The organism is Salinicola aestuarinus, assembly GCF_003206645.1.
Classification (GTDB): domain Bacteria; phylum Pseudomonadota; class Gammaproteobacteria; order Pseudomonadales; family Halomonadaceae; genus Salinicola; species Salinicola aestuarinus.
Window position 1 is genome coordinate 100,114 of record NZ_PZJP01000006.1, and the last position, 21,352, is coordinate 121,465.

The 21,352-nt window shown below is 64.4% G+C and carries 15 protein-coding genes; 5 read left to right on the forward strand and 10 right to left on the reverse strand.

Features of this window, described 5'->3' with window-relative positions; genetic code table 11:
* Position 1: 1 nt before the first annotated feature.
* Complete coding sequence (locus DOM41_RS10210) at positions 2-1,624, reverse strand: GspE/PulE family protein (protein ID WP_245391804.1); 1,623 nt, start codon at positions 1,622-1,624, stop codon at positions 2-4.
* 577 nt (positions 1,625-2,201) lie between these two features.
* Between DOM41_RS10210 and DOM41_RS10215 the strand changes: the two genes are divergently transcribed.
* Both DOM41_RS10215 and DOM41_RS10220 read left to right on the forward strand, forming a co-directional pair.
* Positions 2,202-2,477: a hypothetical protein gene (locus DOM41_RS10215; protein ID WP_157956906.1), complete on the forward strand. Its 276-nt coding sequence runs from the start codon at positions 2,202-2,204 to the stop codon at positions 2,475-2,477.
* Between the two features lie 58 nt (positions 2,478-2,535).
* Positions 2,536-5,229, forward strand: coding sequence for a beta-glucosidase (locus DOM41_RS10220; RefSeq protein ID WP_223160973.1), 2,694 nt, complete (start codon positions 2,536-2,538; stop codon positions 5,227-5,229).
* 50 nt (positions 5,230-5,279) lie between these two features.
* Here DOM41_RS10220 and DOM41_RS10225 read toward each other — a convergent pair whose 3' ends face one another.
* From DOM41_RS10225 to DOM41_RS10235, 3 genes are all read right to left on the reverse strand, one after another.
* Entirely contained in the window at positions 5,280-5,939 is a 660-nt protein-coding gene (locus DOM41_RS10225) for a TetR/AcrR family transcriptional regulator (protein WP_110686769.1), read from the reverse strand.
* Positions 5,940-6,041: 102 nt separating this feature from the next.
* A complete protein-coding gene (locus DOM41_RS10230; protein ID WP_110686945.1) occupies positions 6,042-7,391 on the reverse strand; it encodes an MATE family efflux transporter in 1,350 nt (449 codons plus the stop codon).
* 248 nt (positions 7,392-7,639) lie between these two features.
* Positions 7,640-9,757, reverse strand: a complete 2,118-nt coding sequence (locus DOM41_RS10235) for a TonB-dependent siderophore receptor (protein WP_245391805.1) — start codon at positions 9,755-9,757, stop codon at positions 7,640-7,642.
* 254 nt (positions 9,758-10,011) lie between these two features.
* Here DOM41_RS10235 and DOM41_RS10240 point away from each other — a divergent pair, with 254 nt between their 5' ends.
* Positions 10,012-10,920: an ABC transporter substrate-binding protein gene (locus DOM41_RS10240; RefSeq protein WP_157956907.1), complete on the forward strand. Its 909-nt coding sequence runs from the start codon at positions 10,012-10,014 to the stop codon at positions 10,918-10,920.
* Positions 10,920-12,914, forward strand: coding sequence for a Fe(3+)-hydroxamate ABC transporter permease FhuB (fhuB, locus tag DOM41_RS10245; RefSeq protein WP_110686771.1), 1,995 nt, complete (start codon positions 10,920-10,922; stop codon positions 12,912-12,914). The genes DOM41_RS10240 and fhuB overlap by 1 nt, the downstream gene beginning before the upstream one ends.
* Before the next feature lie 63 nt (positions 12,915-12,977).
* Here the strand turns inward: fhuB and DOM41_RS10250 are convergent, their stop codons facing one another.
* Positions 12,978-13,226 carry a hypothetical protein gene (locus DOM41_RS10250; protein ID WP_110686947.1) on the reverse strand — a complete coding sequence of 83 codons (249 nt, stop codon included), beginning with the start codon at positions 13,224-13,226 and terminating at the stop codon, positions 12,978-12,980.
* A gap of 217 nt (positions 13,227-13,443) precedes the next feature.
* Between DOM41_RS10250 and DOM41_RS10255 the strand changes: the two genes are divergently transcribed.
* Positions 13,444-14,085, forward strand: coding sequence for a transglutaminase-like cysteine peptidase (locus DOM41_RS10255; protein WP_157956908.1), 642 nt, complete (start codon positions 13,444-13,446; stop codon positions 14,083-14,085).
* A gap of 18 nt (positions 14,086-14,103) precedes the next feature.
* Here the strand turns inward: DOM41_RS10255 and DOM41_RS10260 are convergent, their stop codons facing one another.
* The 5 genes from DOM41_RS10260 to DOM41_RS10280 all read right to left on the reverse strand — a co-directional run bounded on the left by DOM41_RS10260 (position 14,104) and on the right by DOM41_RS10280 (position 21,221).
* A complete protein-coding gene (locus DOM41_RS10260; protein ID WP_110686773.1) occupies positions 14,104-14,988 on the reverse strand; it encodes an electron transfer flavoprotein subunit beta in 885 nt (294 codons plus the stop codon).
* The gene (locus DOM41_RS10265; RefSeq protein WP_110686774.1) at positions 14,975-16,264 is read right to left on the reverse strand and encodes an electron transfer flavoprotein subunit alpha/FixB family protein; all 1,290 of its coding nucleotides are present in this window, start codon (positions 16,262-16,264) and stop codon (positions 14,975-14,977) included. The genes DOM41_RS10260 and DOM41_RS10265 overlap by 14 nt, the downstream gene beginning before the upstream one ends.
* Complete coding sequence (locus DOM41_RS10270; RefSeq protein WP_110686775.1) at positions 16,261-18,237, reverse strand: (Fe-S)-binding protein; 1,977 nt, start codon at positions 18,235-18,237, stop codon at positions 16,261-16,263. The genes DOM41_RS10265 and DOM41_RS10270 overlap by 4 nt, the downstream gene beginning before the upstream one ends.
* Before the next feature lie 214 nt (positions 18,238-18,451).
* Positions 18,452-20,521 (reverse strand): dimethylglycine demethylation protein DgcA, encoded by a 2,070-nt coding sequence (dgcA, locus tag DOM41_RS10275; RefSeq protein ID WP_110686776.1) that lies wholly within the window; start codon positions 20,519-20,521, stop codon positions 18,452-18,454.
* A gap of 169 nt (positions 20,522-20,690) precedes the next feature.
* The gene (locus tag DOM41_RS10280; protein ID WP_110686777.1) at positions 20,691-21,221 is read right to left on the reverse strand and encodes a DUF5943 domain-containing protein; all 531 of its coding nucleotides are present in this window, start codon (positions 21,219-21,221) and stop codon (positions 20,691-20,693) included.
* Positions 21,222-21,352 lie beyond the last annotated feature (131 nt).

A 21,352-nucleotide genomic window follows, 5' to 3' on the forward strand; every position in this document is an offset into this window, starting at 1 on the left:
GTTAGTCGCCTCCGGTGACGCGCAGCACTTCGTCGAGCGAGGTGGTGCCGGCGAGCGCCTGACGCAGACCGTCCTCGTAAAGCGTCTCCAGTCCCTTGCGCCGCGCCGCGGCCTCCAGCGACGCCGCATCGACCTGCTGCATCAAGAGACCGCGCAATTCGTCGTCCATCATCAGTAGCTCGGTCAGCGCGCTGCGGCCGTGGTAGCCGCCTCCCGGCTGTGTCGTATCCGGACGATAGAGCATGATCGGGCGGGCCTCGGTGAGACGATCGAGGCCGTGACGCCGGATCAATGCCTCGGATGCCTCAAAGGCAATACGACTCTCGGGATCCAGTCGTCGCACCAGCCGCTGAGCGAGAATCCCCTCAAGCGTCGAGGCCAGGAGATACGACTCCACCCCCATGTCCAGCAGGCGGGTGATACTCGCCGACGCGCTATTGGTGTGCAAGGTGGAGAGCACCAGATGGCCAGTCAATGACGACTGGATCGCGATCCGCGAGGTCTCCAGATCCCGCATCTCGCCGATCATGATGACGTCCGGGTCCTGGCGAACGATGGAGCGCAGTGACTCCGCGAAGCCGAGCCCGATCGCCGGCTTTACCTGAATCTGATTGATACCCGGCAACTGGTACTCCACCGGGTCCTCGACGGTGATGATCTTGCGCTCTTCGGTGTTCAACCCTGATAGCGCCGTATAGAGCGTAGTGGTCTTGCCCGAACCGGTGGGCCCCGTCACCAGAAAGACACCATGCGGCCGCTCGAGCAGCTGCTCGATGTTGGCAATCGTCGACTTGGCAATGCCAAGGCTGGCGAAGTCGAGGCTCACGGTCTGGCGATCCAGCAGTCGCATGACCACCGATTCTCCGAAGCCGGTCGGCACGGTAGAGAGACGCAGGTCGAGTTCGCGACCCTGGATGCGGATCATGATGCGTCCGTCCTGGGGGAGACGCCGCTCGGCGATATCGAGCCGCGCGAGAATCTTCAAGCGAGAGATCATGGCCGCCGCGTACCCCGCCGGCGGTGCCTCGCCTTCGACCAGCACGCCATCGACGCGGTAGCGCACCTTGAGCTGATTCTCGAACGGTTCGACGTGAATGTCCGACGCACGGCGTTCGAGCGCCTGCTGGAAAATGAGATTGACCAAGCGTATGACCGGCGCTTCCGACGCCATGTCCTTGAGCTGCTCGATATCATCTTGCGGCGCCCAAGTATCGTCGAGTGTCTCCACCAGGTCCCCGGCCGCCGCGCGGCCGTCACGATGCGTGCGATCGATCAACCCCTCGACGGTGTCACGAGTCGCGACTCGAATCGCGAGAGGTTTCTGCCCCCGGTAGGCCAGCGCCTCGACGCCAGGAACAGACAGAGGTACTGCCGCGACCACGCTCATCCGTGTCGGGGCATCATCGATCACGACCAGTCCGTGATGCCGCGCGAAGCGCTCGGAGCCGAGCGCTTCGCCGGGCTCGATCGTTTCATCTTCATCGGCGCCCCAGGCAGGCTCGCCCAGTAGCCGAGCGTAGGCCGCCACCACTTCCGCCTCCTTGACCGCCCCGAGACGCAGCAAAGTGCCGAGCAGCGCCTCGTCGGCCAACCCCTCGGCATGACCCAGGCGTTCGGCGCGCAAGATGTCTGCAGGTTTCAATGAACCCGAATTCACCAGCGAGTCGCATAGCGTTTTCGCCGAGGGCAGGACCGCGGTTATCAACAGCTTTCGTTTCCGTAAAGACAGTCTAACGCTGCGACTCTGGGGAAAAGCAGCGCCAGAAAAGGTGAGATTAGGCGTCGCAGAAATGCGACATAACACAGAAAACACTTGGCATTAATTATCAGGATTTAAGCAAATCTTTTGACCGCGGCGCACCATATCATGCCTATAAACCTAATTACAACTAGGTTTATGGAAGGACCATGAAGTGCCGCGAAAGATATTAAAAAAGACAGGTAAAGCCAATATTATCAATTTTATTAGCATTATTTTTCTAAAAACCCCTCGATCTCGAAGAACAAGCATCCTCTTGGACATCGCTATAAATCCCAATTCAGTGGGTTAGAAGGAATAAAAAGGGTCCAGGGTGTCGTGTCGCAAAATGAATCGATGACCTCTCTTGAATTTTTCAAATCTGAGACCAGACTGGCGGCCTCTCTCGCACCAAGCGATGAGAATGACCACCGAAAAGAAACCTAACTAAGAGATTCATTCGATGACTAAATCGTTACTTACGATTACATTGGCGGCTCTGACAGCGGCCTCGCTGCCGGCGTTGGCCGCTCCAGGGAACACCACGGACTCTCAAGAGAATCTTCAGCAGCAGCGCGAGCACTACCAGCGTCAGAGAGACGCGCTCACCGGAGCGGACAGGCTCGACGCCCAGCGTCAGCGGGTGCGCGATGATCAGGGTGAAGAGGCCAACAGCGGCTTTCTCGATGCGCCAGTGGACACCACCGACGCACCCGATCAGCGCGACAATGACCGGTAATGCTGGCGTCACTGCCGATTTTCCCAACAGCTCAATGAAGTCCGAGAGGATTCGATCCGTGACACAAGTCAAAAAGACGCTGGGCCTGAGCCTCGTTGCGCTCGGTGCCTTGCACCCCGTGGTCTCTCAGGCGGAGGACTCCCCCTCCGACTGGCAGAGGGTGGAAGCGCGAGTCAGCTCCATCCTCGACAACATGAGTTTGTCGGAACAGATCAACTACACCCGCGTCGACGATGGCCATATGTTCCCGACGCTGGAGAAGTGGGGCATCGACGGCACCGTCGCCTACGACTCCTCGATGGGCGTCCATGTCGACAACAAGACCTTCGGCGCACAGTATCCGTCGCTCTCCGCCCTGGCGGCGACCTGGAGCGTCAACCGCGCCAAGGAGTACGGTCTCGCGCTCGGTTACGAGACGCGTATCTCCGGCGGCCAGCAGATGCTGTCTCCCTCGGTGAATCTCTACCGTACTCCCTACGGCGGCCGTGCGGCGGAGAACGTCAGCGGTGAGGATCCGTTCCTCGGCGCGGTGATGGCCCCCGCCATCGTCAATGGCATTCAGGCGCAAGGCATTCAGGCCAGCGGCAAGCATTATCTTGCCAACGAGCAGGAAGCGAACCGCCAGAACGTCGACATCCTCGTCGACGAGCGCACGCTGCGTGAGCTCTACCTGCCCGGCTTCGAGTCAATGGTGAAGAACGCCAACGTGGCGTCGATCATGTGCGGGTTCAACAAGATCAACGGCGACTATGCCTGCGAGAACCATCACCTGATCACCGAGATCCTGAAAGGCGAATGGGGTTATCAGGGGACCGTGATCTCCGACTTCAACGCGATTCACGATCCGTTCAAGGGCGCCTGGGCCGGCACCGACCTGGATATGCCGACCGGGCTGCAGTTCACCGAAGAAAACCTGATGCCCTACGTCTGGAGTGGTCAGCTACCGCGGGAAGTGATCGCGGACAAGGCCAAGCGTAACCTGCGTGCGGTGATCAATTACGATTTTCAGGACAATCTCAACACGGCACAGCCGCTCGAGCATCCGGAGTACGGTGCCCGCTCTGCCCTGGATATCGCCCGTGAGAGCATCGTGCTGCTGCGCAACGAGGAGACCACTGCCGGCCGGCCGCTGCTCCCGCTGGATCGCAGCGCCAAGGTCGCGGTCATTGGCGACCTTGCTCAGCAGGCACCACCGTCGCCGTTCGGTACTGCCAATGCGCCGCCCGACACGTACGTCAGCGAACTCAGCGGCCTTGAGCAACTGGCATCACGCCCGTCCAAGGTCGACTTCATCTCCGGGATGAGCCTCAACCCGGCGAACTCGGTGTGGTACATGCCGTCAACGGGTGAGTTCCCGGTCAGCAACCGGGGGGTGAAGGCCGAGTACTTCGATAACACTTCGCTCTCCGGCCAGCCAACGCTGACCCGCGTCGAACCGGGCGTCAACCTGAACTGGACCACCGGTACCAACGAGACCCAGTCAGGCTCGACGACGGTATCCGGTTTCTCGCCGACCGCTGGCGCTTTCTCGGCCCGCTTCACCACCACCATCAAGCCGACGACCAGTGGCCGTCAGGTCTTCAAGGTGCGTGGCGACGGTCCGTACAAGCTCTGGGTCGACGGCAATCTCGTCCTTGAGAGCGACGGCGTGCCCTACTCCCAGGACGTGGTCAACGCGCTGGTGACCTCCGGCAAGACGCAGCGTCTACAGGCGGGCGAGTCCTATGACGTTAAGCTCGAATACCGTCGCGAGGATGGCGGCTTCACACCGGCGCTCGGCGGTCTGGCCGGCGTGCAGATGAGCTGGGCGTCGATGAATCCGCCGCGAGATCTGTCGACTTACGACGCCGTTGTCGTCGCCGTGGGGCGCAACTACGAAGACGAAGGCGAAGCCTACGATCACCCCTACGAGCTGCCCGATCAGCAGGCGGCACGCATTCGCCAGGTGGCCAAGCGTAATCCGAACACCATCGTCGTGGTTCATGGCGGCGGCACGTCGGACATGACCCCTTGGGTAGGCAAGGTCGGCGCAGCACTGCAGGCGTGGGATCCCGGTCAGCAGGGTGGACAGGCGCTCGCCGAGATCCTTTACGGCGAAGTCAATCCGTCGGCCAAGCTGCCGGTAACCATCGATCGCAAGATCGAGCAGAACCCCAGCTACGCTTCCTACCCGGATCCGGAAGCGTATCGTGGCGACGATGCGCTGACCGAAATGGAGTACAGCGAAGGGCTCTACCTCGGCTACCGTGGCTACGACGAGAAGAACGCCAAGCCACTCTTCCCGTTCGGTTTCGGCCTCTCCTACACCACGTATGACTACAGCAACCTGACGCTGTCTTCCAACGTGATGACGCCGGGGAATACGGTCAATGCCCAGTTCACGCTCACCAACACCGGTGACATGGCAGGCTTCGAGGTGGCGCAGCTCTACGTGGAGCCCGTGAACCCGAGCGTCGAACGTCCGGAGAAGGAGCTCAAGGGCTTCACCAAGGTCTACCTCGAGCCCGGCGAGAGCAAGACGGTGAGCATTCCGTTGGATTCGCGTTCACTGGCCTATTATGTCCAGAACACGGACAGCTGGGACGTCGACGCGGGTCAATTCCGCATTCGTGTGGGCGCCAGCTCCGACGACCTGCCGCTCGAGGGTAACCTGACGACGCTGATGCCCCAGCGCCTGACGACCCGCGACAGCAACCCGCTACCCGGTCCCATCCAGGCAGCGGTCAATGTGAGCGAAACCGAGGCCTACTGATCAGCGGCTTACGCCCGATCGACACTCGACGGGGCCCATTCCAGGCCCCGTCATTGCGGCCGTAGACTCCCGGCGAGGCGCTGCAGGTAGCCATCGAAGATGGCAAGGGCATCGACCCCGTCGGGATCTCTCAGCCACTGAATCTGCAGACCATCCATCAGTGCGAACAGCTCGGTGGCAACCCGTGCCACCTCGATATCCGCCCGGATTTCGCCGTTTGCCCTCAACGCCGCCAAATGCGCCTGTGCGTGTGCGTGCGTCATCTCGAACTTCTCGATGGATTGCGCCCAAGCCGGATGGTGTTCTGCCAGGCTCTCGACGTTGATCATCATCGCCGCCTGACACTCCCGTCGACTCTCGACACTGAATCGAAGACTCATGCTGGCAAAGGCAACGAAACCCTCGAGCGTCGGGACCATCTCCAGCTCGGCGAACTTCTCGGTGATCCGTCGATCCCGCCTCGCCAGTAGTGCCTGCAGTAGCGACACCTTGTTGGGAAAGTGATGAAGCAGTCCGACGGTGGTGATACCGGCGATTTCCGCCACATTGCGCATGGAGGCGGCGGTATAGCCGTTCTCGGCGAAAATGGCGGTCGCCGCATCCAGCAGCGCCTCCCGCCGCTGCTCCCCCTTCGGTGCCCGACGCCGCTTGACCGGCCTTCCCGTCGGGGCGATTCGCCCGCCTTCCGTCGTCTCTATCTGGTCTGACATCGCCCTCTGCTCCACCTGAGGTCTTGAGTGGTTGCCGGCAAAACCGACACCTGCGGATGAAGTCGACAACCTCGCGCCCACGAACGCCGAGCCCGGGGGCTCTCACGCCCGCGCCTTGTGAGAGAACAGGCCCTGTCGTCTGGCGATCCAGATCGCCGTCCCGATGGAGGCCATCGCGACCAGTGCATTGCCGCACCACATCCCCAGCATGATACCGCTGGCGCCGAAGAACTTCTCCCCGAGCCAGACCCAAGGCAGGGTCCCCGCGGTCGCTCTTATCCACGCATAGAAGGTGACCCACCAGGCACGCTCCAGCGACAGAAAAACGGCGACGGCGATGAAGTCGAGTCCGATTAGCAACCAGAATCCAAGACCGATGCGACACAGGTCGACCAGCAGCGCCTGCCCCGGCGGAGAGAGCGAGAACCACGCGCCCAGCAGCGGCACCATCAATGCGAGAACGGCCCACACTGCCAGCCCGTACCCCAGTACGCACTGGACAGCCCGTCGCAGCGCAATGCGAAACGCTCCCCGCTGGTGACGGCCAAGGAGCAGCGAAAAGACCGGCACCAGTGCCGTGGGTAGCGCAAAGTAGAAGCTGTAGCCGATCTGCAGCAGCCGATCCATGAGCGCCATCGCCGCCATCACCGACACCCCGTAGGTGGCCAGGTGTCCCAACGTGAATCCCAATGAGACCGGCGTCGCGAGATGGGCGAGCGCGTAGGGGGCGGCCATTCTCGAGATCCGAGCCAGAAAGGCCGATAACACGCCTCGCCGGCGGCTACCCCGCAGGCCGATTCGTCGCTGAACTCGCCAGATTCCGAAGGCGCTGGCGAGACACCCCGCGATGACGGCCGAAAACGCCGCCCCGAGTAGCTGGAGATCGAGAACGAAGATCAGTACCGGGTCGATGAGCGCCAGCGACAGCGCGAGCGCCATCACCACTGCCAGCGCCCAGCGGGGCTCGCCAACGGCACGAAGCATCTGCGCCGTCGTCTGCGTCAGCGCGATCGGAATGATAGACAGTAGCGTGACCTGGAGATAGACACGAGCCGTGCCATCGACCCCGGCCTCAGGGCCCAGCCAGGTGACCACCGTGTCCAGCCAGCTCGCCTCAAGCGCGGCGACGATACCCGCGACTACCAGAGCAACTCCCAGCGATTGTCTGGCCAGTAAAGGCAACAGCCTTCGATGACCCCGCCCGGCATGCTGCGACACGACGCTGCCCGCGGCCAGCGCCACGCTGGTGACCAGAATGGTGGCGATAAACGACAGCGTCTTGCCGATGCCAACGGCCGCCGTTGCCGTCTCATCCTGCAGCAGCGAGACATAAGCCAGCGTCAGGATGTCGGTGAGGAAGAGCGCGAGCAGGCTGAGCGCCGAGGTGCTCGTCATCACGAGAACCTGGCGGGTAATGCCACGTTCATGATGCCTGGCCGGAGAGGAAGTCATGACGATTCGCATACCTCGTCGGCGCTCACCGGGGAGTGGCGAGCGCGAAAAAGAGCCGAAGTATAGTCGCTGTTGCCGTTATCGTCTGGCAGTCACCGTACCTCATTGCGACTGCCACGCTGCCACCGGCAAGGGGGGTCCGCTATGCGGTCACCAGTGGCATTGGCTGTCAGGCACGGCGTGCGCGTCGCCACGACGACAAAGCCCGGCACTTGGCCGGGCTTGTCCAAAGACGCTGGCGAGTCGCGCTACCAGCGATACTTGAGGCTGCCGATTACGCTGCGGCTCTCGCCGTAGTAACAGTAGAAGTCACAGCCGCTGACGTACTCCTTGTCGGTTAGGTTCTTGGCATTGACCTGAACCGTCCAGTGGGTATCGATATCGTAACTCGCCATGGCATCCAACAGTGTGTAGTCCGGCACGGTGTAATCCGGCGTCGCATCGGGGCTGTTGGAGGACTCGCCCATGTAACGCAGGCCGCCACCCACTGACAGACCATCGACGAACCGAGCCATGTCGTAATCCAACCAAGCGGACGCCATGTGATACGGAATCAGCGGCGCACGCTGATCCTGCAGGCTGGAATTGATGTCCATGCGCGTGTCGGTATAGGTGTAGGACGCCTTGAACTGGAGCGCATCGGTGATGTAGCCCACACCCTCGAGCTCGATCCCCTGAGAGTGACGCTCCCCGGCCTGCTCCTGCACGCCAGTTTCGCTGGGGATTAGCGAGTTGTCCTCTTTTAGGTCGAAGGCCGCGAGCGTGAAGTAGCCGTCGAAACCGGGCGGCGTATATTTAACGCCGACCTCGTACTGACGGCCCTTGAGCGGCTCGTAGCTGTTACCGCTGTTGTCGAGACTCGCAAGGGGCGTGAACGACTCGCTGTAGCTGAGATACGGCGAAATGCCATAGTCGCCCAGATACATCACGCCGCCGGTCCAGGAAACCTGACTGTCGTTGTAGCCCTCCGACGAGCGGCCGGTTTCGTCGTTGAAGCGATCGGTACCGTTGACGCTGTCGTAGCGAGCGCCCGCCAACAGGATCCAACGATCGTATAGGCGCAGCTGGTTCTGGACATAGCCGCCGATCTGCTCGCTTCTCACGTCGTGGTCAGTCGGATCGCCCGTATCCGGCCGCGTGAAGGCATCGTGATCCGGGTCGAATATGTCGACCGTATCGATCGCTTGATAGTAGGAGGACCCATCGCCCAGCGTGCGAAAGCTATCCGCGCTGGTGTAATCCAGCGAAAGCGTCTGATAGCCAGCACCGACGAGAAAAGTGTTCTCGGTGTTGTCCGTGTACGTCGTCGCGATTAGGCGGTTGTCGACTGAGAGGGCATTGTACTCGCCGTCGCGATCGACCACGCCGCGGGAAATCTCGCGGCTGCCCGGCGCGACGTAGGAGTTGGGGTAGACCTGGCGCAGGTCCATATCGAGATTGCTGTAGCGCAGAGACTGCTGGAACTCCCAGGTATCGCTGAGGCGATGATCGAGCTCATATCCCAGCGTTACCTGACGCTGATCGAAGTCGTCGTAATCGGGTTGGCCGAGATTGGTATCGCGGTCGATATCGCCGAACGGCGTGTTACCCACCGTCCCATATGCCGGGAAGAAGGTTGGCGATGGCGTACCGGTATCCTTCTGCACGCTAGCGAGAAAGGTCACTGTGGTGTCATCGGAAAGATCAACCGCGAGGCTCGGCGCAAAGTAGAAACGCTCGGAGTCCGTGCCGTCGAGCTCGTCGTCTCCGTCACTGTAGAGTCCGACCAGGCGATAGCGCATGTCATCGGTGCCTGCCACAGGGCCGGACGTGTCGATGCCGAACTGGCGGTGCTCGTCGGTACCGCCTTCGATCTCGAAGAGCCCCTGTGCGTCTTCAGTGGGTCGCTTGCTGATGGCATTGATGACCCCGCCCGGCGGCGCGGCGCCGTAGAGGATCGACGCCGGCCCCTTGAGGTAGTCGACCCGTTCGACGCCGAACGGCTCGGTCAGCCACCAGAAATAGCCGCCGGTACGAAAGACGCGAAGGCCGTCCTGGAAAGTGGAGCCTTCGGCGCTGAAACCGCGTAGCAGGAACCAGTCGCTGTTGTTGTCGGAGCCGTATGGCTGCGACACCGCGCCGGCACGGTACTGAAGGGCTTCGTCATACTTGTCCACGGCACGCCGCTGAAGGTCCTGGTCGGTGACGACCGATGCCGAGCGCGACGTTTCAATGAGTGGTGTGGCGACCTTGAGTGCCGTGGCGGTCACGACGAGGGTGTCGGCGGTCTCGGTCGTCTGCGCGTCGGACTGCCCCTGCGCGACGGCGGCGCCGGGTAGCGCTAGCAGCATGCCGCCGACGAAGGCAAATCTGTGGGTGATGGTCATTGCGTCGGGTCCTCGAGCGGCCGAATGTCTTGGGATGTAGTCCGTTGGCAAGCGAGTGTAATGGAAGGTGGTTGTCATTTGAATGAGAATTGGTCTTAATCGAGGACGACACGCAATAGCATTGCCTCTAGCCCGCTCTCGATTGATAACGATTGTCATTCGATCTACCATCACCAGCCATCGCCGCCGCCCGGGCGCCCGCGGTCAGCGCCGATGGGCGACCGCACTTTCGTACGCACCTGCAGGAAAGCCCCTTGCCGCGTCACTCCCTCGCCAGTATCGCCGCGGTAGCGCGCTTTCTCGTGCTCGCCACCCTGCTGACGTTCACGACTCACGCCGATGCCAGCGCCACGCCCCGTATCGCGGCGTCTAACTGGACCGTGGCGGAAACGCTCATCGCGCTCGGAGTCACGCCCTACGCCGTGGCGGACATCCCCAACTACAACGCCTGGGTCGCCGCCCCACCGATCCCGCCGGCAACGCTCGACATGGGTCTGCGCAATCAACCCAATCTGGAACTTCTGGCCCAGAAGCCACCGGACGTGCTGATCAGTAGCGCCCTCTTCTCGCGTGACAACGCGCGGCTCGAACACCTGATGCCGGTGCGCCTGATCGATAACTTCTCGAGCGACCTGCCCTACTTCGACGCCACGGTGGAGATGACCCGCGAGATCGCCCGGCTGAGCCATACCGAGGATCGTGCCGAACAGCTCATCGCGGAGACGAAGCGCACGCTGACCCGCACGTCCGAGGCTCTCGCGGAGGTGAATCGGCCGGTCTACGTGGTGCAGTTCAGCGACCCTCGCCACGTCAGGGTCTTCGGCGAGGGCAACATGGTAGGGACGCTGATGGCGCGCACGGGACTCGACAACGCCTGGACCGGGCCGACCAACGGCTGGGGCTATGCCAATGTTTCCCTCGACCGCCTGGCCGAGACGCCGAACGCCCATATCGTGGTCATCAGGCCCTTTCCACGCTCGGTCAACGCCGAACTCTCCAGCAACCACATCTGGACGCACCTGCCTGCAGTGCGTGAGGGCCGCGTCAGCGAGATCGACCCGGTCTGGATCTTCGGGGGGCTGCGCTCGATCGAGCGCCTCTGCCACGCACTGGTCGGCGCTCTCGCGCCCGACGTGACGCTGACTGACGGAGACGCCTCGTGATGTCACGCACTCGCTCTCCCCGCTGGATCGTGCTGCTGCTGGCAGCGGGCGTGATCACGCTCGGCTACGTCAACCTCGCGACCCAGTTCGGCGATCTCGAGGGCCATTGGTGGCAGGCAATGCTCAGCCCCGACGACGACCGAATTCGCCAGGTGGTGCTGCACTTCACGCTGGCGCCGCGACTGCTGGTCGCTCTGATGGGCGGCGCGGCACTGGCACTGGCCGGCTGTCTGATGCAGCAGGTGCTGCGCAACCCGCTCGCCTCGCCTGCCACGCTCGGCGTGACCAGCGGGGCGCAGATGGCACTGGTCATCGCCACCCTCTGGGGCCCGAGCTGGATGCTGGCCGGACGGGAGTGGATTGCCCTGGCCGGCGGCGCCGGGGCCGCGGCACTGGTTCTCGCGCTGTCGTGGCGGGCGCGGCTGGCGCCGATGGTCGTGGTGCTCTCGGGTCTGGTGGTCAGCCTTTACGCCGGGGCAGTCAGCAGCGCTCTGCTCCTCTTCCATCAGCAGAGCTTGACCGGCCTGTTCATCTGGGGCGCCGGCGCGCTGGCGCAGGATAGCTGGGACGACACCCGCTTTCTGGCGGTACGTTTGGGCATCGTGCTGGTGCTCGCCCTGCTGCTGCTGCGCCCCCTGTCGCTGCTCGATCTCGAAGAGGAAGGCGCCAAAAGTCTCGGTATCTCGATGCGCAAACTGCGCTTTGCCGCCCTGGGGCTGGGCATCTTCGTCACCGCCTGCGTCGTCTCTGCCGTGGGGCTGATCGGCTTCATCGGTCTTGCTGCGCCGGCCATCGCGCGGTTGTCGGGAGCGCGCACGCTGCGCCAGCGGCTGGGTTGGTCGCTGCCGATCGGGGCACTCCTGCTGGCCGTGACGGATCAGGTCGTTCAGGCACTTTCGCCCTTGACCGCGGCGCTGCTGCCCACCGGCGCAATGACCGCCGCCCTGGGGGCCCCGTTGCTGCTCTGGCTACTGCCTCGTCTGTCGCTCAATGGCGCGCGCCCGGTCACCCGCGGGGCGATGGCGATGCCGCGCCGCGTGCATCCCGAGCGGCGACTGTGGCTACTCGCCGGCGTGGCCGTGGCGGTAGTCATCGTCGCGCTGGGTTTTGGCTTTGTACTCGAGGGGCGTTCCGCGCACCCCGCCTGGATGGGGCTCGGTGACCTGGGACTGGTCATCGACTGGCGACTGCCTCGTGTCGCGACAGCCGCCGCCGCGGGGCTGATGCTGGCCCTGGCGGGGACGATCCTGCAGCGCATGACCGGCAACCCCATGGCGAGCCCCGAAGTGCTCGGCATCAGCGCCGGCGTGGCCATCGGCGTGATCGCACTCATGCTGCTGCCACTCGGGATCGCCCCGCTGAGCCGTTCGCTCGGCGGCCTTGGCGGCGCCATCGCCGCGCTGCTGGTGCTGATCGCGTGCAACCGGCGCAACGGGTTCGCGCCGGAACGGTTGCTGCTGACCGGCATCGCGATCTCGTCGCTGCTCGACGCCATGCGTGCCATCGTGCTGGCGAGCGACGACCCGCGAGCGCAGTCGCTACTCTCCTGGCTCAGCGGTTCGACCTACTACGCCAGCCTGACCTCGATGGGATGGATCGTCGTCATCGCGATGGCACTGCTGGTGCTGGTGCTGCCGTTGCAGCGGTGGCTGACGCTACTGCCACTCGGCGCGCCGACGGCGAAGGCGCTCGGCGTCGATGTCGATCGCAGCCGGCTGATACTGCTGGCGCTGGTGGCACTGCTGACAGTGGCGGCGACGCTGGTTGTCGGCCCGCTCTCGTTCGTGGGACTGCTGGCACCGCACATGGCGAGGTTGATGGGTCTGAATCGGGCCCGGCATCAGTTGGTCGGCGCCGCACTGCTGGGAATGATCGTGATGGTCGCCGCCGACTGGCTGGGGCGGAATCTCTTCTTCCCTTACCAGCTACCGGCGGGCGTGGTCGCTGCCCTGATCGGCGGGATCTATTTCATGTGGGGGCTACGCCGACTGTGATGCCGGCGCAGTTCGGCGCACCGGGCAGAACACCGGCGGCCTGACTTGCCTTACCCTTTGTCCCTACCCCGCCGCGTTGAGCGCCGGGATGAGATGGGCCTCGATCGCCGCGCGAACCGAGGGCAGCATGATATCGGTCTTCGTGAGCCACTCTCGGACCGCGCTCTCCAGCCCTTCAACGCCATCGGCCCGGTGACAACCCGCCGCCAGCCGAGCAGCGGTCTCCGGGCACGCCTGCTCAGGCACATGGACGCCAAGTGCGACCAGACGCTGGCGAAAGTCCTCGCCGTCGATGAGTTCGACGATCATCATGTTCCACCCCCGATTTCCCTGGTTTGCGGACGGATTAGGAGTCTATTCGTCAGACTCGACTTCCCACTTCTGCGCTACCTTCTGTTTTAACCACGTCGTCGTTCCCTCACAACAGCGACGCGTGTCTGATGCCCTGCTTCGCCAGCCGATCCGCCAGGAGAGCCGACGCTTTCATGATCCCCTCCTTCATGACCCACTCGCTCATGACCCACTTTCGATGATCCACTCGCTCACCATCTCCTTGAGACGTCTGCCCTCTCTGGGTCAGGCCACGAGCGCGCTGATCGTTGCCGCGGGACTGCTCGTCGGCGCCCCGGCCCAGGCGTTCACCTACTGGGACGACCCGACGGCTTCCGCGGTCACGCTCTCGCGCGCCGACTTCATCGCCCGGGCTGGCCGCATGGATGTCGAGTCGCGGCTCGTCTACGTCAATCGCGTCCTCAACAACGCGGCGCGCCAGCGCGAGGAGACCGAGGACGTCTGGAAGGGCTTCGACCGGCTGATCGCGGATGGCTATGGTGACTGCGAGGACTTCGCCATCGCCAAGTATCAGATCCTGCTCGCCGCCGGTACCGCATCCGACCGTCTCGATCTGCTTGCCGCCCATGACACGCTGACGCCGACCTATCATGCGGTGCTGCGCTATCGTCGCGATGACGGCAGCCACTGGATCCTCGACAACCTTACGCCGTTGATTCTCAAGGGCAGCGAGCGACGCGATCTCGAACCCATCGTGGCCTTCGACCGCGACCGCGCCAAGCACTACCGGAACGGCGCGTTTCACGCCGTCGACCCGGCGCGCATCGTCCTTGGTGATCAGCCGCTGGCCGAGCGCATGCCCAAGCTGCTCGATTATTGAGCGTCGATCAGCGGTCGACTAGGTGTCGGGGGCCGAGCTTTGGCCGCTGTCGGCGATGATCTTCTCCGCCCGCAGATAGTCGATCAGTTTCTCCGCCGCCTCCTCCGGCGAGAGATCGGTCAATACCTGCCCGCCGGACGCCGAGGACTTGGCCGCCGCGGCCTTGAAACGATCCCGCGCGTTGGTCGACTTCACCACCTTGAGCCGTTTGGGCCGCGCCCGCGCGGGCTGCCACTGCCAGTCGACGTTGGCAACATCGAGACACGCCTCCCCCGCTGGCAACAGATCGTCGACGGTTTCGATCCGCCCCCGCCGCGCCGGTCCGAAAGCACTCTGGCGCGGTGCTTCGGCAACGCTGTCCACCGCGATCACACACGGCAGCTGGATCTCGAGGCGTCGGCGCTGGCCCTGCGGCAGCGCCTGCAGCACGGTGACACTCTGCGCGTCGCAGCGCTCGATGGCGGCCACGCCGGTCGCGATCGCCCAGCCCAACTGCTCCGCCAGCAGATAGCCCACCATCCCCGATCCTTCACCACATTCGGCACGCTGACCGGTAAGCGTGATCGTCGCGCCGGTTCGTTCCAGCCAGGCGGCAAGCAGCGGCACGGCATCCTCCTCGGCGCCCATCGGCAGCAGCGAGAGCGTCCCGTCGCGTGAATCATCGAGCCCGTGAAACATGCCCAGGTAACCTTCCAGACACTCCCGCAGCAAAGCATCCTCAGGGTCGCCGGCATGCACCAGCGATAGATCGGCACCGGCCAGCATCAGCCCCATCTCGACGGCACGCGCGTCCTCACGAGCGCGACCGGGCCGGCCGGAGACCGGATGGCGACCACTCGACACCAGCGCCACCGCCTTCACCTCAATCTGGGACGAAGGCCCTTTCGCATCAGGCTGCGGCATGTTGAGACTCCTCCGTTTGCCACGACTCGCCATCGCCATCTCGCGGCTGGCCGAGCCGTTCACAGACCGCCGCCAGCACCGCGTCACCGTCGGCGATGAGCGCTAGATCGGCGCGTTTGACCATGTCGCAGCTCGGGTCGTTGTTGATCGCGATCACCCGCTGGCACTTGGCGATCCCCTGCAGATGCTGGACCGCGCCGGAAATCCCCACCGCGACGTAACAGCTCGCGGTCACGAAGGTGCCGGTAGCGCCGACCTGACGGGTCCGCACCATGTAGCCGTCGTCCACCGCCACGCGGGAGGCGCCTTCGCTGGCCCCCAGCACGCGGGCGGCGTGGTGATAGCCCTCCCAGTCGGAGACGCCCCGGCCGGCAGAGAGAATGAACGGCGCTTGGGCAAGTGGAATCTCCTGCGGGTCGACGGCGACGCGGCCGCGGTCGATGACGCCTGCGGGCGTGGCCGGGTCTGCCGCCGTCAACGACGCCTCACCGGTCGCTGCCAGATCGATGCGCCGCGCTTCGTGGCGCGTCTCGCTGACGGGCTCGGCACATTCGGGCAGGGCCAGTAGCACTCGGGCGACGTCACGCAGAATGTCCTGGCGATCCCCCGCGCGGGAGAGCGTCCTGCCGTCGTTGAGCTGCCACACCCGGGTCGCCGGGCGAGCGTCAGCGGCACCCCGAGCCGCAAGCCGCGCGCCGAACCGGCGACCGAGGTCGCCGCCGTCCGGCAGGGCATCGGCAAAGACCCAGTGCTGCGGCGCAAGGGCGCCTTCGACGGCGAGGAGCGCGGACAGACGCGCTTGTGGGTCGTAGCCTTCGGCAACCGTGGCGGCGAGATCGACCACGCGATCGGCGCCCGCGTCCTCGAACCCGGTGACACCGCTAAGAAAGGTGATCGCCGTCACCGCCAGATCGCGGCCGTCAGCGAGCTGCCGGGCGAGGCCGAAGAGATCCTTGTCGTGATCGCCGAGACGTCCTTCGGGCAGCTCCGGGACGACCACGATATGCCCCGCGGGCTGATCGATGACGATCTGACGCCGCGCCGGTTCGGCGCTGGCTTGCGAGGCGCTCACCGGGCTCGCTTCCACCGAGGCCCCGCTGCGGTCGATTCGCCTGATGCCGTTGGGGCCGATCGCCCCGAGCGCGTGGGGATTGACTCGTGTCACACCTTCGCTGCTGGTCCAGCGCCAGGCCGGGCGGGCGAATTCGTGATGGCGCGGATGCAGCCGATTGCGCCGGGCGCGTTCCGCGTGGGGGTCGATGCGTCTGACGCTCATGCCGGTTCCTCCTCGCGAGTCGAACTAGAGGCGGGCGCTGCCGGCGCCGTCGCCACCAGGGCATCGGCGACCATCTCGGCGAGATCCCGAATGCGCGGGCGCGGCTCGACCACGCCTTCGAGCATCGCGGTGCACTGCGGGCAGGCGACGGCGACGGTGGTCGCCCCGGTCGTACGCACGTCCTCCATGCGCATGTCGGGGATGCGCGCGCGGCCGGGCACGTCGGAGAGCGCCGCCCCGCCGCCACCGCCGCAGCAGCGCGAACGGTAGCCGGAACGCTCCATCTCGGCGACCTCCAGCCCCAGTGCGGCGAGCACCTGCCGTGGTGCGGCAAACTCGCCGTTGTAACGCCCCAGATAGCAGGGGTCGTGATAGGTGACGGTCTCCGGCTGCGTCGGGGCGGCCACGTTGATACGTCCCCCGTCGAAGAGCTCGGCGATGAAGGTCGAGTGGTGCAGTACGCGGTAGTCGCCACCGAAGGCGCTGTACTCGCGGCCCAGCACATGGAAACTATGCGGGTCGGCGGTGACGATGCGCGCGAAGCGGTAACGCGCCAGCGTGGCGATGTTGCGCTCGGCCAGGCGCTGGAAAGTCGCCTCGTCACCCAGGCGGCGCGCGACGTCGCCGCTGTCCCGCTCTTCGTCACCCAGCACGGCGAAGTCGACGCCGCCGGCACGCAGGATCTTGACCAGCGAGCGCAGGGTGCGCTGGTTGCGCATGTCGAAGGCGCCGTCACCCAGCCAGAGCAGCACATCGACACCTTCGGGGCGATCCTTGATCCGCGGCATCTCCAGATCCGCCGCCCAGTCGAGGCGGGAGGCGTTGTCGAGCCCGCCGGGATTGTCGGTGGCGATCAGGTTGTCCAGCGCCGCGGCGCCCTTCTCCGGCGTTTCGCCTTTCTCCAGCGTAATGAAACGGCGCATGTCGACGATGGCGTCGACATGCTCGATCATCATCGGGCACTCCTCGACGCAGGCACGACAGGTCGTGCAGGCCCAGAGCGTCTGCGCTTCGACCAGCTGTGGCACGATCGGCTCGGACGGGCCGCCGTGATGTTTACCGACGTCGATGCCGGGGTAGCCGGACCCTGCATAGCGCGCGTCAGAACCGCCGGCCATTCCGACGATCATGTCCTGAATCAGTTTCTTGGGATTGAGCGGCTGCCCCGCCGCGTAGGCCGGGCAGACATTCTGACAGCGGCCGCACTGCACGCAGGCGTCGAATCCCAGCAGCTGCTCCCATTGAAAGTCGGCGGGCTTCTCCACGCCCAGCGTCTTCGCCGTAAGGTCCAGCGGGAACAGCGCGGTGGACCGGCTACCGCGATGGACGTCATGGCCGACATCGGCATGATTGTCGTCGAACCGCTCGGGGCGCCGGTGGAACGCCAGATGAAAGGAGCCGGCGAAGGCGTGCTTCATCGGTCCGCCCCACCCCATGCCGACCACCATTTCCAGCAGTCCCCAGACCAGCACGGCGGCGAGCACGATCGCCAGCACGCCGCCGCCGAGAGCGGTCGGCGCGACGCCGACCAGCGGCAAACTGATCAGGAACATGCTGACCGAGTAGGCGATCAGACTCTTGGAGAGACGCTGCCACGGGCCCTTGGAGAGCTTGGGCGGCGGGTTCACACGGCGCAGATTGACCGCGATGGTGCCGATGAACATCACCAGGCTCGCCGCCAGCAGCAGCCCGCCGAGCATCGGATTGCGCCAGCCGAAACCGTGAACGACCAGCGCCAGTGCCATCGCGGCGACATAGCCTCCGGCCGTTGCCACGTGGGTATGCGCAATCGCCTTGTCGCGAGCAACGACATGGTGCAGGTCGTTCAGATAGCGCTTGGGCATCAGCACGAGCCGGCGCCACACCATCGGCGTGCGCTGGCCCTGACGCCACAGTCGGATGCGGCGAAAGGCGCCAACCGCCCCGAGCGCCAGCGCCGCAAAGATCAGAATGGGGAGTAGCGTCTGCAACATGGTGCTTCTCCGAAAAAGTCACCGCCATGAACGATTCAGTGCGATGGCGGAAAACGGCAACGAGATCGGTTCCAGTCCCGTCACCCGGCAAAAGAAAGCGTGATGAGCGATGGTCAGGCGCGGCGAAGACCGGCGAGCGAGCGCAGTGGACGTGGGTGTCCATGAGCCTCGCGAGCCGGGCTTCAACAACGCCTGGCCGCGCGCAATCGCTGTATCACAAGTCTTTGCAGAGGCGGAGCGCATCATAGATCGCCGCGTGCGTATTCCGCTGCGCCACACAGTCGCCCAGCCGGAAGAGAGCAAACTCGCCGCTCTCGGCCAGCGTCGGCTGCGCCGTCGCGGCGTAGAGCGCTTCCAGGTCGATCTGGCCCTGGTTACGCGAACGCGCCTTGAGCGCGTAGTAAAGCGACTCGTCCGGACGCACGCCGTTCTCGATCACGACCTGATCGACCACGCGCTCCTCCTGTTCGCCGGTGTACTCGTTTTCGAACACCGCCACGAGCTTCTCACCTTCGCGGTAGACCTTGTGCAGTCCCAGGTCGCCGGTCATCACCACCGACTTCTGGTAGAGGCTGCGATAATAGGTGGGAAAGGTCGTGCCGCCGATCGCCACGCCGGGTTTGGTGTCGTCGGTGACGATCTCCACCGTGGCACCCTTGCTGGCGAGATAGTCGGCGGCCGACATGCCGCTGAACTCGCACATGGTGTCGTAGACCAGCACGTTGCCGGCGGGCTCGACCTTGCCCGAGAGGATGTCCCAGCTGCTGACGACCAGGCTTTCGTCAGGATTGTCCGAGTAGCCCCACTCCGGGACCTGTTCGAGAAACGGATGGCCGCCATTGGCGAGCACCACGACGTCCGGCTGCAGGTCACGGATGACGGCGTCATCGGCGCGAGTCTCGAGTTTGACGTCGACGCCGAGACGCGCGAGTTCCATTTCGTACCAACGGGTGATACCGGCAATCTGGTCGCGCTGCGGGGCCCTGGCCGCCAGCGTGATCTGGCCACCCAGCTGCGGCTCGGCCTCGAACAGCGTGACATCGTGGCCGCGCTCGGCAGCGACGCGTGCCGCTTCCATGCCGCCGGGGCCCCCGCCGACCACCACGACCTTGCGCTTCGCGCCGGTGGTCTTCTCGATGATATGCGGCAGCCCCATATACTCCCGCGAGGTTGCCGCGTTCTGGATACACAGGACGTCGAGCCCCTGATACTGACGGTCGATGCAGTAGTTGGCGCCAACGCACTGGCGAATCTGATCGGTCTCGCCGGCCTTGATCTTGGCAATGATGTGCGGGTCCGCGATATGCGCCCGAGTCATCCCCACCAGGTCGACGTAGCCTCCCTCCAGGACACGCTCGGCCTGGGTCGGATCCTTGATGTTCTGCGCATGAATCACCGGCACCGAGACCACTTCCTTGACGCCCGCCGCCAGGTGCAGGAATGGCTCCGGCGGGTAGGACATGTTGGGGATGACGTTGGCCAGGGTGTCGTGGGTATCGCAGCCGGAGCCGACGACGCCGAAGAAGTCGACCATGCCGGTGGCGTCGTAGTACGCCGCGATCTGCTTCATGTCGTCCTGAGAGAGACCATCCGGGTGGAACTCGTCGCCGCAGATGCGCATGCCGACGCAGAAGTCATCGCCGACCTCGGCGCGGACCGCCTTGAGCACTTCCATGCCGAAGCGCATGCGATTCTCGAAGCTGCCGCCCCACTGGTCCGTCCGCTTGTTGACCCGCGGGCTCCAGAACTGGTCGATCAAGTGCTGATGAACGGCGGAGAGTTCGCAGCCATCGAGTCCGCCCTCCTTGACCCGCCGCGCGCCCTGGGCGAAGTCGCTGATCACGCGCCAGATCTCTTCTTCTTCGATGGTCTTGCAGGTGGCGCGGTGGACCGGCTCGCGCACGCCGGAAGGAGACAGCAGTGTCGACCAGTTGTGGCCATCCCAGCGCGATCGTCGACCCATATGGGTGATCTGGATCATGATCTTGCCGCCGTGCTTGTGCACCGCGTCGGCGAGATTCTGGAAATAGGGAATGATGCGGTCGGTGGCGACGTTGACCGAGCTCCACCACTGCTGCGGACTATCGATGGAGACCGGCGACGAGCCGCCGCAGATGCAGAGACCGCAGCCGCCCTTGGACTTCTCTTCGTAGTATTTGACGTAGCGATCCGTGGTCATGCCGCCGTCGGTGGCGTGAACCTCGGCGTGGGCGGTACTGACCACGCGGTTGCGGATGGTCAGTTTGCCGATCTGGATCGGCTTGAACAGGGCTTCATGAGCCATGGGGATCACCTCGTTCGAGCCGCCGAACCGACCGGAGTGTCAGGAGGTCGGTAAAGCGGACTCGGCCAGCACGAATTCAGGGGTTTTTATGGGCGGCAATGCCGCGAGGGCATCACTTCGCTTTCGCACGCTTCGCTTTCGCGCGCGCCTCTCTCGGGCAGCGCGCCGGCTACTTCGGTGTGACGTCGAAGTAGCCGACCTCGCAGCCCGCTTCCGCGCCGCTCTGGGTCTGCTCGGCCTGCGTGCGGATACGGCTGCCGCGCGCTTCGAGAATCTGGTCCATCGCCCCGGCGAACCAGCCGGTGAACATGTACTCCTCGCGCTTGCCGGTCTCGCCGAGCTGATAGACGAAGCACGAGTGCTCGAGACGCACCCGGGCGGTACCCGCTTCGAGGTCGATCGCTTCGGTGATGAATAGCCCCCAGCCGCGCTGCGAGAGGCGCTTCATGTAGTGCTCGAAAACCGCCTCGCCCTCCAGACCGTGAAGCTCGGCCTCCTTCTCGCACCAGTGCCACGCCGACTTGTAGCCCGCGTCGTAAAGAATCCTGGCGTAGGCCTCGACGCCAAGCGCCTCCTCGATCGCCACATGGTTATTGATGAAGAAGTGGCGCGGCACGTAGAGCATCGGCAGCGCATCGGTGGTCCAGACACCGGTATCGCTATCGACGTTGATCGGCAGCTCGGGAGCCATCTGGGTCATGTCGGTTACCTCTGAAGTTGTTCCTGGGCTTCGAGCTTCGAGCTTCGAGCTTCGAGCAAGATTGCGTACGCGACACTGCGGAGCCGTCATGAGCGAAGCGGGCGGTAGGCGCGAATTGGGGAGCCAGCGGA